The sequence below is a fragment of the Corynebacterium sp. ACRPF genome (assembly GCF_022347395.1).
Taxonomy (GTDB): Bacteria; Actinomycetota; Actinomycetes; order Mycobacteriales; family Mycobacteriaceae; genus Corynebacterium; species Corynebacterium tuberculostearicum_D.
Map to the genome: position 1 here is coordinate 24,585 of NZ_JAKRNB010000007.1, position 15,535 is coordinate 40,119.

Annotated in this window: 13 protein-coding genes; 3 read left to right on the plus strand and 10 right to left on the minus strand. The window is 58.0% G+C overall.

Translation table 11 applies throughout. The features are described from left to right. The first annotated feature begins 74 nt into the window (after nucleotides 1-74). Both MHX61_RS04440 and MHX61_RS04445 read left to right on the plus strand, forming a co-directional pair. Entirely contained in the window at nucleotides 75-479 is a 405-nt protein-coding gene (locus tag MHX61_RS04440; RefSeq protein ID WP_239193113.1) for a cupin domain-containing protein, read from the plus strand. A gap of 38 nt (nucleotides 480-517) precedes the next feature. Further along, entirely contained in the window at nucleotides 518-1,204 is a 687-nt protein-coding gene (locus MHX61_RS04445; protein ID WP_239193114.1) for a TetR/AcrR family transcriptional regulator, read from the plus strand. A gap of 217 nt (nucleotides 1,205-1,421) precedes the next feature. On the opposite strand, the gene rpsP is transcribed toward MHX61_RS04445, so the two are convergent. Continuing rightward, nucleotides 1,422-1,937, minus strand: coding sequence for a 30S ribosomal protein S16 (gene rpsP, locus MHX61_RS04450; RefSeq protein ID WP_005325261.1), 516 nt, complete (start codon nucleotides 1,935-1,937; stop codon nucleotides 1,422-1,424). Between the two features lie 353 nt (nucleotides 1,938-2,290). Between rpsP and MHX61_RS04455 the strand changes: the two genes are divergently transcribed. Continuing rightward, a complete protein-coding gene (locus tag MHX61_RS04455; protein WP_239193116.1) occupies nucleotides 2,291-4,558 on the plus strand; it encodes an acyltransferase family protein in 2,268 nt (755 codons plus the stop codon). A gap of 152 nt (nucleotides 4,559-4,710) precedes the next feature. Here MHX61_RS04455 and ffh read toward each other — a convergent pair whose 3' ends face one another. From ffh to MHX61_RS04500, 9 genes are all read right to left on the minus strand, one after another. Continuing rightward, nucleotides 4,711-6,363: a signal recognition particle protein gene (gene ffh, locus MHX61_RS04460; RefSeq protein ID WP_239193118.1), complete on the minus strand. Its 1,653-nt coding sequence runs from the start codon at nucleotides 6,361-6,363 to the stop codon at nucleotides 4,711-4,713. 51 nt (nucleotides 6,364-6,414) lie between these two features. After that, the gene (locus tag MHX61_RS04465) at nucleotides 6,415-8,538 is read right to left on the minus strand and encodes a [protein-PII] uridylyltransferase (RefSeq protein ID WP_239193120.1); all 2,124 of its coding nucleotides are present in this window, start codon (nucleotides 8,536-8,538) and stop codon (nucleotides 6,415-6,417) included. 6 nt (nucleotides 8,539-8,544) lie between these two features. Further along, on the minus strand, nucleotides 8,545-8,883 hold the full coding sequence (locus tag MHX61_RS04470; protein ID WP_239193122.1) for a P-II family nitrogen regulator: 339 nt from the start codon (nucleotides 8,881-8,883) through the stop codon (nucleotides 8,545-8,547). 230 nt (nucleotides 8,884-9,113) lie between these two features. Next, entirely contained in the window at nucleotides 9,114-9,482 is a 369-nt protein-coding gene (locus MHX61_RS04475; RefSeq protein ID WP_239193124.1) for a Na+/H+ antiporter subunit G, read from the minus strand. A 3-nt stretch (nucleotides 9,483-9,485) separates the two neighbouring features. Continuing rightward, the gene (locus MHX61_RS04480; protein ID WP_005328765.1) at nucleotides 9,486-9,776 is read right to left on the minus strand and encodes a cation:proton antiporter; all 291 of its coding nucleotides are present in this window, start codon (nucleotides 9,774-9,776) and stop codon (nucleotides 9,486-9,488) included. Next, nucleotides 9,773-10,306 (minus strand): monovalent cation/H+ antiporter subunit E, encoded by a 534-nt coding sequence (locus MHX61_RS04485; protein ID WP_005325271.1) that lies wholly within the window; start codon nucleotides 10,304-10,306, stop codon nucleotides 9,773-9,775. Before MHX61_RS04485 ends, MHX61_RS04480 begins: the two co-directional genes overlap by 4 nt. Then, nucleotides 10,307-11,848: a monovalent cation/H+ antiporter subunit D family protein gene (locus MHX61_RS04490; protein ID WP_204608481.1), complete on the minus strand. Its 1,542-nt coding sequence runs from the start codon at nucleotides 11,846-11,848 to the stop codon at nucleotides 10,307-10,309. It lies immediately after the preceding gene. Next, nucleotides 11,848-12,324, minus strand: coding sequence for a sodium:proton antiporter (locus MHX61_RS04495; protein WP_005325274.1), 477 nt, complete (start codon nucleotides 12,322-12,324; stop codon nucleotides 11,848-11,850). The genes MHX61_RS04490 and MHX61_RS04495 overlap by 1 nt, the downstream gene beginning before the upstream one ends. Next, nucleotides 12,324-15,302: a DUF4040 family protein gene (locus tag MHX61_RS04500; RefSeq protein ID WP_239193126.1), complete on the minus strand. Its 2,979-nt coding sequence runs from the start codon at nucleotides 15,300-15,302 to the stop codon at nucleotides 12,324-12,326. Before MHX61_RS04500 ends, MHX61_RS04495 begins: the two co-directional genes overlap by 1 nt. Between the last annotated feature and the right edge of the window lie 233 nt (nucleotides 15,303-15,535).

The window sequence follows — 15,535 nt, forward strand, 5'->3', positions numbered from 1 at the left end:
CTTGTCAGTCATGAATTTTGGCGCTTTGGAAAGCAAACCCAGAATTTGAGTCTTATTGTCGTTAAAGTGGGCTCATGAGCGATCTACCGACCAACTCCCCGGACACGTTTGGCGCGGCTTCTCACTCAAGTGAGGATTCCGTCATGTCCGCGCTAAACCTGCTGGACATCGCGCCTGATACCGATCCGCACCGCCCGCGCCCGGGCGTACAGCGCGTCTTAAGCGCTGATGGTGCCAACCTCATTCTCTTTAGCTTCGCACCAGGACAGTCTCTGCCCGATCACAAGGCCGCACATCCCATCACCGTGCAGGCGCTGCGCGGTGAGCTTGACTTCAGCTATGGCAATGAAACCATCACGCTCACCCCCGGCTCTATCGTGCACCTTCCTGCATATGAGGTGCATAAAGTCGAGGCCACAAGCGAGAGCGGCAACCCTTCCACCCCCGCAATTTTGCTGCTCACCATGCTGACCAAATAATTTATACGTACATAGGTTTTGTTGATAAAATGACTTTTATGGAAACGCACAATAAGCCCTACCATCATAGAAACCTCCACGATGAGCTGCTCCGTATCGCGGTTCAACTGGGCAAAAGGAGTGGCCCCGATGCCATCACCGTCCGTGCGGTAACCCGCGAAGCAGGAGTGTCCCCTACCTCTGCATACCGCCATTTCAAGGACCAAGAAGAACTGCACGATAAGGTCGCTGAACTTGCCACCGATGAGTTGGTCCGGCGTTTACACGAGACTACCGAGACAGCAGTGGGCCTAGATTTTCCAGAACACCTGATGCAAATCGGCTACGCTTACCTCGAGTTTGCCCTAGATGAAACCAATTTCTTCCGCTGCATGCTGGAGTGGAAGGCGCTGCGTTTCATGCTTGGCGTAGATCCCAATACGGAAGATGATCCGAAGATGGATCACCTACAGCAGATTCGCGATTTCTTCGCCCTGTTGTCCCGCCACGCGGAAGCGCTGGACAACACCACTGACGCCACGTATTTCATGCAGAATGCCCTGTTGGCTTGGTCGGCCATTCATGGATTTACCGTACTTGCCATCGACGGCCCTTTGTCCCGGCTTCCACGCGAGCAGATTCTCGAGCTTTTCACACCGGTTGTTGCAGGCGCCCTGCGCGGTATGGACTTTAAGGATCCCTCTAACGTCTACAGCCGCTACCCCAACTACAAACCACAGAACTAAGGGCGAACTTGCAAATCCCCGACATGGATGACGCACGTTTCCTAGCGTGTCACTGCCAGTAGCGACCGCGCACGCAGCCCCGTCAAGGACTAGCATGCGCGGTCGCTATCGTGTTCCGGCGTTCTTCCGCCAACTATAAAGGCCCCGCTACTACGACCAGTGATCGTAGCGGCGGGGCCCGGAGCTAAAGCACTATGCGTTTAGCAAGGGAGGCAGATTACTCTGCGGACTCCTCAGAAGCTTCCTCAGCCTTCTCCTCGGCCTCAGCGTCAGCTTCGCCGGCGGCAGCAGCGGCAGCCTCTGCAGCAGCAGCTTCCTCAGCAGCCTTCTTCTCAGCCTCTTCCTTGGCCTTCTTCTTCTTTTCGGTGATGGCCTCGATGGTCGGGCCGTTGTTGGCCTCAGCCAGTGCCTCGTTGAAGATCTCCAGCTTGGACTTCTTCTCCTCAGCAACCTTCAGGGTGCCCTCTGCACCCGGCAGACCCTTGTGCTTCTGCCAGTCACCGGTGACCTTCAGCAGAGCGAGAACCGGCTCGGTTGGCTGTGCGCCAACGGACAGCCAGTGCTGTGCACGCTCGGAGTCGATCTGGATGAGGGAAGGCTCTTCCTTCGGGTGGTAGATGCCGATGTTCTCGATGACCTTGCCGTTACGACGGGTGCGGGCATCAGCAATAACAACGCGGTACTCAGCAGCGCGGACCTTGCCCAGGCGCTGAAGCTTGATCTTGACAGCCATGTTGGCTCCTTTACTAGTCACTGGGCAGTACAGACGCGCACTAGGTTGTGCGCCGGTTCAACCCTTGGATTTTATCTGCGCGTGACATACCGGCCGACCGTAGACGGGAACGGTGCTACGCAGAATATTACGTTCTTCAGTTTATCTAGCTCAGAATATCCGAGTAAATAACCTAGGATATTTTAGCGCGAGTAGCTGCATTTTCAAAAATTACTACGCCACGCACGCAGGTTCGTTATGCCTGCGATAGTGAAGCAGAGTACCCTTAAGGGCCGAATATAGACATTTCGTTTCATATGTATGGCGCGCCTTCCGCCCCACCATCTAGGCATAGGCGCACGAAAAGACAGTTTATGACTAAAGAATCACCGCGAAATTTCCGGTACCGCTATGACCTTGATGGTCTGCGCGGTATTGCCATCGGCCTAGTAGTTATCTACCACGTATTCGTCGGACGCGTATCCGGCGGCGTCGACGTATTCCTGCTGCTATCCGGCTACTTCTTCTTGGGCTCCCAGCTGCGCTACGCGAGCAAGCCCAACGCCTCGCTGAACCCATGGTGGCCCATCTGGCGCACCTTGCGGCGCCTGGTACCAAGCTTGGTTTTGGTCATCGGCGTGACCTACATTCTAGTGCGCATTTTCACCCCGCAGCTCATGCGCACCGAGCTCACCCAACAAATCACAGCCACCATGCTGTATTACCAGAACTGGGAGCTAGCGGAACAAAACGCCGACTACACAGCGGCCGCAGCTGATACCTCACCGCTGCAGCACATGTGGTCCATGGCCGTGCAGGGCCAGTTCTACATCATGGGCATTGCCTTTGCGCTCATCTTGGCTGCCATCATGAAGTTCCGGCCGAAGCAACAGCCCTTGGGCAAGCGCAGCTTCCCCAAGGTCAACCAGATTGCTGGCCCAATCCTCATCGTGGTCACGATTGCTTCTTTTGCCTATGCTTCGCGCCACGGCCTCTACGGAACTCCGGAGAACTACTACTCCACCTGGTCGCGCGCTTGGGAGTTAACCTTGGGCGCGGTCCTGGCTATCTACGGTTCCTCCTGGAAGATTCCGGCCCGCCTCTATGACCTCTTTACTGGTCTGGGCCTTTTGATGCTCGTCTTTACCGGTGCCATCATCGCGGATACCACTGCGTATCCTGGCCCGCTTTCCCTTTTGCCACTAGGCGGCGCCGTGCTCATTATCTTGGGCGGCGGTGGCAAGATTTCCAAGGCAATGGCTTCCAAGCAGGCGCGCTGGCTGGGCGATGTAGCCTACCCGCTCTACCTGTGGCACTGGCCATTGCTTATTTTGTCCACGTCCTACCTGGGTCAAGAAACCCCGTCGTGGTGGTTGGGCGTCATCATTATCGCCATTTCGCTGTTGTTGGCAGACCTCACGCACCGCTTTTTGGAGAAGCCCCTGCGCCAGCATCGCAAGCGCCCCACGGCCGAGGATCTGCCGGTACGCAAGGGCCTGTCGACCTTGCAGAAACCCGCCGGTGCCGCCCGCGGTGTGGGTGGTGTTGTAGTCGCCGCGGCCGTTGTCGGCCTCTTGGCTGTCCAGCCACTGTGGATGCGCACCCTTGATGATGCTGATGCAGAGCTTTTGGACCCTGCCCTCTACCCCGGCGCAACGACGTTCATCAACGACATCACCCCGCCGGATAACGTGGAGGTCAAGCCTGATCCGATTCTGGCCGGCGGAATCCAGCCACCAGTAGCGACAAATTGGTGCTTCGTACCAGATAGCCAGCCTGCTGACTTCTTCTTCGAAACCCGCAAGGACGGAAAGACCCCCTGCATTTTCGGTGACCTCAACGCAGAGAAGGAAGTCTATTTGGTGGGCGGTTCCCACGCGGAGCAGTATTCTGCCCCGCTGGACCGCTTAGGCAAGGAAATGGGCTTTAAGCTAGTTCCACTGCTGCGCCAGGGCTGCCCGATTGAATTGGGTGACGATGTCACCGTGACCCCAGAGTGCGCCGAGTGGGGCAAGCTGGTCATGGAACGCATCGAAGAAGCGAACCCAGCCTTGGTTATCTCGAATACCACGCGCCCGCAAAATGAATATGGCACCGGCCCCGATGCAGTGCCCGCCGGCTACCAGGCATTCTGGGATGAATTGGCCGAACGCGATATTCCCTTCTTGGGCTTCCGCGATAACCCGTGGGGCTTTGATGAAGAAGGCCGTCCACGCGAGTTTGATGAGTGCTACGTCGCTACCGAAGATGCCTACGGCTGCGGCATGCGCTTTGAGCAGGTCTACCAGCCTTATGATCCCGGTGCAGTCGTGTTGTCGAAGTACCAAAATATGCTCTCGATTGATACCGCTCCGTGGTTCTGCGATGCCAATGGTGACTGCCCAGTCATCATCGGCAATACGATGGTCTACCGCGACATGCACCACATCACCAATGCTTTTGCGGAATCAGCAATGCCGATGATCCGCGAGGCCCTAAAGCCCTTCCTCAACGGGGAAAAAGTCCAGCAGGAAGCCCCTGATATTCCACCGGAGCAGGCTGCAGGAGCCGTGGAGCAAGCGCCCGCAGCGCCTACCGACGCCGGCAAGCAACATGCCAACCCAGTCCCCTACCCCAACGCCGCACAAGACGATGCCGTCTAGGCCATAGCTCGGTCGTGCTCAAGCCCCGAAAACGAAGGCGCCTCATGCAAAGGCGCGCTGGGGCTTAGGGCGGCGTCGGCAAGCCGCACAAAAAAGGAGGCTCCCGCAGCAACGCGGAAGCCTCCTTCTTTATGTCTTAAGGCTGGGGAACACTACTTCTTGCCGTTGCCGAAGTCCAGGTTGTCGAGGTCGATATTTTCCATTCCCTTCGGCATCTTTGGCATACCTGGCATACCCGGCATGCCACCGCCGCCGCCCATTTGCTGCTGGAGCTTTTGCAGCTCCTCCATGGACGGCATGCCGCCGCCACCGGGCATTCCTGGCATTCCGCCCATGCCCGGCATACCGCCCGGCATCTTCGGGCCACGGTTGCCACCGCCGCCTTTGCCCTTCTTTCGCTTGCCATTCTTGCCCTTGCGACCCTTGGGCTTCTTCTTGGTAGCGGAGCGACCACCCATGCCGCCCATGCCGAATTGGCCGGCCATCTTGGACATCATCTTCTTAGCCTGGTTGAAGCGCTCAATGAGCTGGTTGACCTCGGAAACGCTGACACCAGAACCATTAGCAATGCGCTTGCGGCGCGATGCATTGAGAATCTTCGGGTCTTCGCGCTCCTGCGGCGTCATACCGCGGATGATCGCCTGGATGCGGTCCAGCTGCTTTTCATCCACCATGGCGGCCATTTCATTCATCTGCTTGCCGCCGGGCATCATCTTCAGCAGGTTGCCGATGGGGCCCATCTTGCGGATCATCAGCATCTGCTCAAGGAAGTCGTTGAGCGTCAGCTCGCCAGAGCCGAGCTTAGAGGCTGCCTCCTCAGCTTTCTGGTGGTCCAGGGTTGCTTCAGCCTGCTCGATAAGGGAGAGCAAATCACCCATGCCCAGAATGCGGCTGGACATGCGCTCCGGGTGGAAGACATCGAAATCATCGAGCTTCTCACCGGTAGAGGCGTACATGATGGGCTTGCCGGTGACCTCACGAATAGACAGGGCCGCACCACCGCGGGCGTCACCGTCCAGCTTGGTAAGAACAACGCCGGTAAAGTCCACGCCATCGCGGAAGGCCTCGGCCGTCTGCACGGCATCCTGGCCAATCATGGAGTCGATGACAAAAAGGACTTCGTCTGGGTTGACGGCATCGCGGATATTGCGTGCCTGCGTCATCAGGGTCTCATCGATGCCCAAGCGGCCAGCGGTATCGATGATGACCACATCGTGCTGCTTCTGCTTAGCCTCAGCAATGCCCTGCTTGGCGACGTCCACCGGGTCACCGTGCGAGGTACCCATTTCATGCTCATTGGAGTCCAGGGAGGTTCCCGGATCCGGTGCGAAGGTCGGCACCTCAGCGCGCTCGCCGACGATCTGCAGCTGCTGCACCGCGCCTGGGCGCTGCAAGTCACAGGCCACCAGCATCGGGGTATGGCCCTGCTTAGCCAGGTGCTTGGCCAACTTACCAGCCAAGGTGGTTTTACCAGCACCCTGTAGGCCGGCGAGCATGATCACCGTCGGCGGGTTCTTAGCCAAGTTCAGGCGGCGGGTCTCGCCACCGAGGATCTCAATGAGCTCCTCATTGACGATCTTGACTACCTGCTGCGCCGGGTTGAGCGCCTCAGAGACTTCCGCGCCGCGGGCGCGTTCCTTGATGCGCTTGATAAAGCCACGGACGACGGTCAAAGACACGTCGGCTTCCAGCAGCGCGAGGCGGATCTCGCGAGCGGTGGCATTGATATCAGCCTCGGTCAGTTTGCCCTTACCGCGCAGGCCCGCCAGGGCTGACTGTAGGCGGTCTGATAGTGAGTCAAACACTACGGATGCGCTCCCTTAATTTAGATCGATCTAAAGTTCAACTATTCAATCTTAGTCCCTAGCCAGGGCCCTGGTCACATTCCCCACCACGGTAGCGCGAGAAACCTGCCCGGCAAGGTACACATTGACGATCATTGTCGCGCCCATAATCTCATGGCGCAGCCATACAAAGTCAGGCAATGCCTCTACCAAGTGCCCTAAAGCGCCGATGCGCTCGACCGTCCGGATGACCAAAATGCCGCCCACATCGAATGCCGCAGTGGTCACCTCTCCAGCAATGGCCGGCAGCTCCGTATAAGTTCGTGAGTTATAGGACTGAATAAACCTTATCTCCTGCGCTGCCTCCTTTAGGGTCTGTTGCACCGTGCGGATGAAAAACTCCGCCTTATAGGCACCGTCCTCCTCGCGAACGATATTAGCCCGCACGATGGTCCATCCGAGAGCCGATAACAAGGCGAAGATGCGCTTTAGCTCCCCTTGAGAGGTACCGCACCACGACACGCTGACTTCTTGGTCTTCCCAATCCACCTTGAGCGCAACGCCTTCGCTAGATAGCGATACATGCACATCAGGGCGGTCGAGAACACGTGGTTTGAGCGCCTCAAGTGCCCGCGCGACGATCAGCTTCTGTGCTTGCTCCACTCGCGGTGTCCACACGCCAGGCCCGGTCGATTGGGCATCAGCCTCAGCCAACACCGCTAACAGGGAAATAGTTAGCTGATCATAATGCGCGGCAGCCAAGAGGGCGTCGCGAGCGTCATCGGAAGCCGGGTCCATCGTCGCCGCTAACCGCGCCAAGGTAATATGCTCTGCCACCAGGGTTTGGGCGCGCGACCTATCGGCAACACTCAACCGCATACGGGCTGCCTGGCGGGTAATCATCTCCGCACCTACTTGGGCATGAGGGCGCCCGTAGCCCTTGCCTATGTCATGGTAAAGCGCCGCCAAAAGCAATAAGTCCGGTCGAGCCACCGAGGTACGCATCTCCGCGCACCGCGTTACCGTAGCGATGAGATGATGGTCCACCGCATTGACGTGGCTGCGCTCGCGCGGCAACAAGCCGCGCACATGCCCCCATTCCGGGACTAGGCGTTCCCACAGGCCATAGCGGTCCAAGTCCTGTATGACGCGCGGCGTGCATCGCGGGGAGGACAAAATAGCGAAGAAATCATCCACCGCTGCCCGCGGCCAGCGTGGCGGCAGCTCGGGCAGGTCTTGGAGCTGGTGCCACGTGGACTCGGCGATGATATATCCCGTGCGCGCCGCGGCAGCCGCCACGCGGGTGAGCAGCCACGGGTCCTTTACATTTGGATTGCGGGAGAGGAAAATGCAGCCGGCCTCAGCCACGACGTCCACATCGAGCGGGCGTCGCCGGCCCCGGCCGGACACTGAAGCATTACGGCCTAGCACCCCACGGGCGGTTGCAAGGCCGCGCTCCACCGCCTTATTGACCGTGGCCGCAGCACTGACCAAAGCTGCCGTCAAGGCATAACGACTTTCAAACCCCAAGTCCGCAGCTACATCCGCGGCGAACTCGGGATCCAAGATGTCCCGGTGGCGCCGGGCTGTGACGTGCAGGAGCGTGCGGGCGTCGAGAAGCAGCCGCTGCTCAACGTCCAAATCTGGAAAGTCGCACAGGTTTCCCAAAGCCATCGCGCGCAAGAGCTGAATATCGCGCAGTCCCCCGCGCCCGTTCTTCAAGTCCGGGTTCGTCATCGCTGCCACCGCGCCCGAGCGTTTCCACCGAGTAATCGCGGTATCCAAAAAGTCATCAAAGCCGCGCTGCAGCTGGCGCCGCCACGCCGCGAGCAATTGCGCCCGCGCCTCATCCACTAGAACCTTGCGCCCTGCTACAAAGGCCAAATCCAGCTGGGCAAAGCCGGCAGAGGCATCTTCGGCAGCAATCGCCCCGCACTCTTGTGGGGTACGCAGGGCATAATCCAGGCGGTACTTGGCATCCCACACGGGATACCACAGCTGCTCCACCAGAGTCGGATCCGGCTCGTGGCCTTCCGGATAGATGAGGATGACATCAATATCCGAGTGCGGGGTCATCTCATTGCGGGCAAAGGATCCGGTGGCAGCGAGCGCTGTTCCAGGTGGAAGCTCGAGACTGCGCAATACACGAAGCGCCGAGGCATGGGCCTCGGCGCGAATCTGTGCGGCGGTATGCATGCGGGCTTAAAGTGCCGCCTCGCCGCGCTCGCCGGTGCGCACACGAATAGCATCTTCAACTGGGGCTACCCACAGCTTGCCGTCGCCGATCTTGCCCGTGTAGGCAGCATCCACAATGGCATTAATGATGTCTTCAACGTGGTCATCGGCCGCGACAACTTCCAGCTTGACCTTAGGCACGAAGTCAGTGGCGTATTCTGCCCCTCGGTATACCTCGCTGTGCCCACGTTGCTGCCCAAAGCCCTGGCTTTCTGTAACAGTGAGGCCGCGTACTTCCTGCTGCTCCAAAGCCTGGCGGATTTCCGGCAGGGTGAAGGGCTTAACGATGGCCGTGATGAGTTTCATTGTTACTCCTTGCAATCTCTTCGGGGCGGGTCTAGAAGCACCGAATAACGTGCACCCATTCTAGCCCGAGCACAACAATTGCTGTGCAACTTTTCCACATTGTGAATCCAGGGTGCGGGTGGGTTCAGAAGACCCCACTGTGCAACCAGAAAAGCGGCGAGCTGTTCTGTTCTCCGCGCAGCTACGCGCAGGAGCAGAAAGGGCTCGCCGCCAGAAGGAGCTGGAGAGGACTAGATATCGTCTTCCTCTGCTTGCACGGTCTGAACTTCCTTATTGGTGTGCTTGGCGTGCTTGACGTCGGTGACGGTTACGCCATAGATGGAACGGCCCAGATAAAAGGAACCTACCGAGCCGATGATCCAAACACCGAAGCAGGCGATTAGTGCCTGGATAAGCAGCCACAAGGAAAAGCCATCGCGGCCAAAATCTACGACCAGCTTGGCCACGATAATCAGCGGTACTGCAAGTCCCACAGTGGGGCCCAGCAGGTTGGCACGGGTCAGGGCATCGGGCGCGCGCCAGAGAGACACCACCGTAGCGACCACCAAGATGGTAGCGATAATGAGCAGGACCGAAGCGATAATTTCAGAAATGGCCATGGATTATCGCCTGCCCTTCGAAATGATGCGGGCCATCGATAGCGTCGGTAGCACACCGGCGGCAATGGCTCCGAGGAGTGCAATGTAATACGCCATCGGGGCATTATTCGTCATCGACCACGCTAAATACATGCAGATCATGCCGTAGAAAACGATATCCGAGGTAATGGCGCGGGTGAGCTCATCGCGCGTGCGAAGCGCCAGCAGCACGCCGCACCACGTGGCGATGCCCATGATGAATACGCATACAAATACGACCCAGCCGAACGGGGACAATGTGGCAAAGTCAATCATCGCTCGGTCTCCTTTCTGCGTTGTACGTTGCGGGCGCGGCGCTTTGGCTTTTCGACGTCCGCTTCGCTTTCTGAAAGCGGAGTGTCCTCCGCCCGAGCCAAGTCTGGCGAGCGCATATAACGACCGACGGACTCGAGCGGATACTCGTAGAAAGCCTCATCCAATTCTGTAGTCTCCCCTTGACCCGGGACGCCGTAATCGATGTCCTTAACCCGCGGGGCGAGGCGCTGTTCCATATCAGCAAGATCAGCGACGATCCCCGCTGGGTCGGATCCTTGGACGGCCTGTACCAGCACGATGCGGGGCAGACCCTTGCGGGGCGGTTCACGCAAACCGAGCGAGAGCGTGCCCGGGGTTGCGGTAATGGAGGACGTAAACCAGAAGATCTCCCAGGCGCTAGTCACGCGCAGTGGGTAACGAATGATAACCGGGTTATATTCGTTATCCGGTTTGAAGGCCGCCAGTGCCAAGCTAATGCCGGCGACGAAAATCTCCTTGATGAGCCACAATGCATACACAATTGCGTTCATTTAACGGCCCTCCTGGATTTCATCGATATTGGGAACGGCAATCGGCTCATCTCCCAAGACGGTTTCAGTATATGCGTTAGTATCCAGCAGCTGCTCCGCTGCAGAATCCACGACATCGAGGACGATGCCGGAGAAGATGAACATGCACAGCGAACCAAGGATGAGAGCCGCGGATGGGGCCATGAGCTTTTTGCGGATGACCAATTCATCTGGGACCTTGTCCTCCGGCAGGCCCTTGCCCCAAAAGACCTTGCGCCACACGCGCAGCATGGCCAAGAAGGCAGCGAAGGAAGCGATGATGATGGCCGCGATAGCAATCCAGGCCCAAGCACCGCCCACGCGGGCAATCTCGAAGACAATCATCAGCTTGCCCCACATTCCCGAGAACGGTGGGAAGCCCACGACGGAGAATGCACCGGCAGCGAAGATCCAGGCGATGATGGGGTCGCGGCGAGCAAGGCCGGAAAGCTTGCTGAGCAAGCCTGTGCCGTAGGTTTCCTCAATGGCACCAGAAGCCAAAATCAGCGAACCAACGGTCAGCATGTGGTGAATCGTGTACATGATGCCAGCTGCCAGTGCACGACGTGGGTCATCAGAGGTGAACGCAAGCATGACCAAAATGAAAGGCATGCCGTTGAGCATCTGGTAGCCGAGGACGCGGCGAATGGAATTTTCCGCTAGGCCGCCGAAGGCACCGATCATCATGGAAATAATCATGATGACAATGATCATCACATTCCAGCGCTGTTCCAGATCGAATAGCTGCACGTAGAGGCGGTAGAGCATGTAGACGGCCACTTTGGTGTGCAGGCCGGAAAACAGGCCCATCACCGCGGCCGAGGTCCCTGGGTAGGTGCGTGGCAGCCACGACTGCACGGGGAACACGCCGGCCTTGGCGGTAATCGCAATGAGGATCAAGCCTGCTGCCACGGTCACCGGCCCATTGCCTGCCGCTGCGCCCTTCAGCGCGCCCAGGTTAACCGCACCGGTAACCGAATACATATAACCCACGCCAACAACCAACAAGGTGGAGGCGAAAAGGTTAACCAAGACGAAGGCACGGCCGGCTGCCAAGCGCGACCACGTACCAGACATGGTGATAAGGCCATAGGACGGCAAAAGCATGACCTCAATAAAGACGAAGAAGTTAAAGAGGTCGGCGGTGAGCAATGCGCCGCACACACCAGTGATCAAGATCAGGGTGAGCGAAGGATAGTAGCGAGACTTAGTCTCTCCGCCCACAATGGCAAACCAGTTGGCACCAAACGCGACGATCATCGTAGTAATGATCATCAACGCGGAGAAGGCATCGGCCGCAAACGGGATACCCACATTGCCTTGGTAGAGGCCAACGGTATGGGCTACTACCCCATTGTTCATGGTGTAGATGAGCAGGCCCAAGCCGGCGAAAATTCCAACGCCCGGGATGATAAGCATGATGGAATCGCGCACCGCACGCCACGGTGCTAGCAGCGCGAAGGCCGCTGCAATCAGCGGGACCGCTGGAAATAGCGGAAGGAGTTGAGCTACAGCATCAGCCATTATTTGTCATCCTCCTTCTGTTGAGTTGCCCCGCGTTCTGCAACGGGAGTGTTGTGGTCCACCTGACCGATTCGGTCCAGCTGATTGGTGGACTCTTCCAAAATTTGGCGATTTTGGGCGTCTCGACCCAAGGTCGAAAAGGCATGGTCGATGGTGTTGTCATCAACCGGCTCCACCACGTCGGTGTCGTCGTTCTTGCCCATGGCCGCCATCGTCAACAAGATGGTCGAGGTTGCCATGGAAATAACGACGGCGGTCAGCACAAAGGCCTGCGGCAGCGGGTCGGCCATCTGATCGTGCGGAACCTGGGACGGGAAGGACTCTCCACGGTAGGAATACACGCCCGTAGCCAGCAGCATCAGGTTGGCACCGTGGCCAAAGGCCATCATGCCCAGCACGATGCGTACCAGGCCGCGCTGCTGAATGAGATAGACAGCACTGCCGATGAGCAAAGCAATAGTCAATGCAAGGATCATTACTTCTCCCCTCCCCGGATAGCCGCGGAGCGCTTATTCTTCCTCTTCGTCTTTGCTTCCGAAGGCGTCAGCAAGGCCAACGGATCGGTCGAAGGGTTGATCGGGTCTGGGTACGGATCGTCGATGTCTTCAAGCGCAATGCGTGGAGTCGTCGGCAGCGCGGAATCATCATCATGAACCCATGGCAAGAAGTCACGCTCCGTGCCTGGGCGCAGGTAGCCACCCAATGCGTTAATCGCCATGGTCAACATACCCAGCACGGCTAGGTAGATGCCCAAGTCGAAGATGAGCGAGGTGGTCCAGTGTTGGCCAAAGGCCTCGGCATGAATTGCAGCCAAGAAGCCACCATTGCCAAAGCCGTGGTGCAAGTAACCCACAAAGCCGGCGATCAAGGCGGTTATGATGCCAATACCGGTCAGGTGAATCGGAGTCATGCGGCCGAAAACAATCTCATCGGAGCCACGGGACAGATAGATAAGCCCGATTGCCGCGCCCATGATCAGCGCTGCGGGGAAGCCACCACCGGAGGCATTGTGCCCGCGGAAGAAAACGATGACGGACATAATGACCAACAGCGGGACAACAACGTGCACGCCCTTGCGCAATGGCACGGAGTTCAGCTGGGACTGGCCAAACGGTGCTGGGCGTGTACCCGACTTGAACGGGAATCGCGGCAACGTCGTAGTGATGGCTGCAATAACCACCGCAGCCATACCCAGAACGGAAAGCTCGCCCAAGGTATCGAGTGCACGGAATTCCACGATGATAGTAGCGACAACATTGTCGCCGCCGGTGATATCCGGAGCATTGTCCAGGTACCACATGGCCAAATCGGAGCGCTCGTGGCGGCCCATGAGTCCCCACACGCCCAGGAACGCAGCCACACCGGCCAAGACCGCAATGACGATGGAGCCGGTCTTGCGGGATTTGTTCTTCACCGGATGGAAGGTTTCTGGCAGGTAGCGCAGCACCATCATCATGACGATGACGGACAGGGCCTCCACCATAAACTGGGTCAGCGCCACGTCAGGTGCGCCCAGCAGGAACATCTGCAGGGTCACGCCCGAGCCGGCAATGCCAATCATGATGGCACCCGTCAAGCGGTTCTGGGTGCGCACTAGTCCAAACATCGCTAGGGCGATGATGCCCAGTGGCAGCAGGTCCCATGGGTTATCCAAACCATCCACCCGTGGCTGCAGTGCTACCCCGTCGACGCCATCGCGGATGAGGGTGGTGGCAACCAGCACGATGATCAAAATGACAATCGGCAGCATGTGGCGGGATGGATTATGCGAGTCGGACATCTTGCCCAAGACGCGCCCCAACTGGGAGCAGCCCTTCATCAAGGAGTACAGCAAATCATTGCCGCTACGCGGCATGAACTCGTGGGCTTCAAAGCTTGCCCACATCTTCTTGCGGGCAAAGATACCGGCAATGCCGAGGATGAGGACCACTAGCGAGATAAGGAAAGGAACGTTGAGCCCGTGCCAGAGGGCAAGGTGCGAATGATGCTCCAATCCCACGGCAGCCACTGCATCATCGATCGGGGCATCAAAGAGCCCGAGCACAAATACCAGCGGCAGAGACATAAAGCCCGGCAAAGCTGCAGGTAGCCACAGCGACACTGGTGCTTCATGGACATCTCCCATGTCGCGAGGTCCGTCAAAGAAGGCGCCGAAGACAATCTTTGCGGAGTAAGTAAAGGTAAAGAAAGCACCGATACCGGCAACGATGAGAAGGATTACCTGGCCCGCGCCGCCAATCGGGGCGTCTTCAAACGCGGTAAGCATTCCTTCCTTGGACACAAAGCCCAAAAGCGGTGGCACCGCAGCCATCGAGGCTGCACCGATTACTACGGAACCGAAGGTCCACGGCATCTTATTCCACAGCGGTCCAAGGCGGCGAATATCGCGCGACCCAGCCTCGTGGTCGATGACGCCAATGAGCATAAACAGCGAGGACTTAAACAGCGCGTGCGCCAGAGTGTGGACCAGCGCTGCGGCGATAGCGAACGGGGTGCCCACACCGATGGTGGCAACGATCCAGCCCAGATGGGAGACGGTGGAATAGGCCGTAAGCTTTTTCAGATCCGTCTTCTGCACTGCAAATACCGCGGACATGACCGCGGTGCCCATGCCTACGACGATGAGCAACCAATTCCACACCGCCACATCGTGGAAGATGGTGGAAAAGCGAATAAGCAGGTACACACCGGCCTTGACCACCGCTGCCGCGTGAAGGAAAGCCGATACCGGCGTGGCGGCGGCCATAGCCTCTGGCAACCAGAAATGGAATGGGAACTGCGCCGCCTTGGTAAAGGCGGACGCCGCAATCAACACGGCTACGGCTGCCGTTACCCCTGGGCGTTCCGTCCATACAGGGGACGCCAAGATGGCAGATACGGTAGTCGATCCGGTCACCGTCGCGGCAATACCCAAGCCAGTCAGCAGGGTCAATCCGCCAATAAAGGTCAGGATTAAGGTGCGCTGCGAACCAGCCTCGCCGCCGGAACCGGAGCGAGCGATCAACATAAACGAAGCCAAGGAGACTAGCTCCCAGGCAAGGAACAAAACCACCACGTCGTTGGCCAGAACCAGCAACAAGATGGACAGCGTGAACGCTGTCATCAAGGTATAAAAGCTGGTGTTGCCCTCATTCTTGGGCAGATAGGCCGCCGAATAAGTGAAAACGACGGCGCCAATGACCAGTGCCAACATAGCGAAGAAGATGCTCAACGCGTCCCCGCGGAGAGCAAAACTTACGTCGACGCCTGGTGCGATGAAATCACGCACCCAAGTGGCGTGGAAACTTAATTCCTCCCCGGCTGCAATGGCAGGAAATTCCTTGGCGATGAGGACCGCTGCAATAAGAAAAAGGCCAGCTAGTGGATAGCCTGCCTTTCGGTCAATAACCTTTACGGTTACCGGTGCCAAGATCACTGCCAGCGCCGCGAGGAGGACTGCATAAAGTAGCGTCACGAAATACTTGCCTCACGAACCTTGGTCTAGGTTTAATGCGGATTTCGCATTAAATACAGCCCTTTCAGGCTACCATTCCCGCCAAGGTCAAACCACATTGCAGCATTCCTCTACGTTTCGTAAAAGGCGAGTACAACCGCCACAATTACGCTCGCAGGCAGAGAATTCACAGGCGCTCAGCAGGACTTATTCCCGCGCCAATTGCATAGGCCTCTTTGCATAGTCTGTGAAAC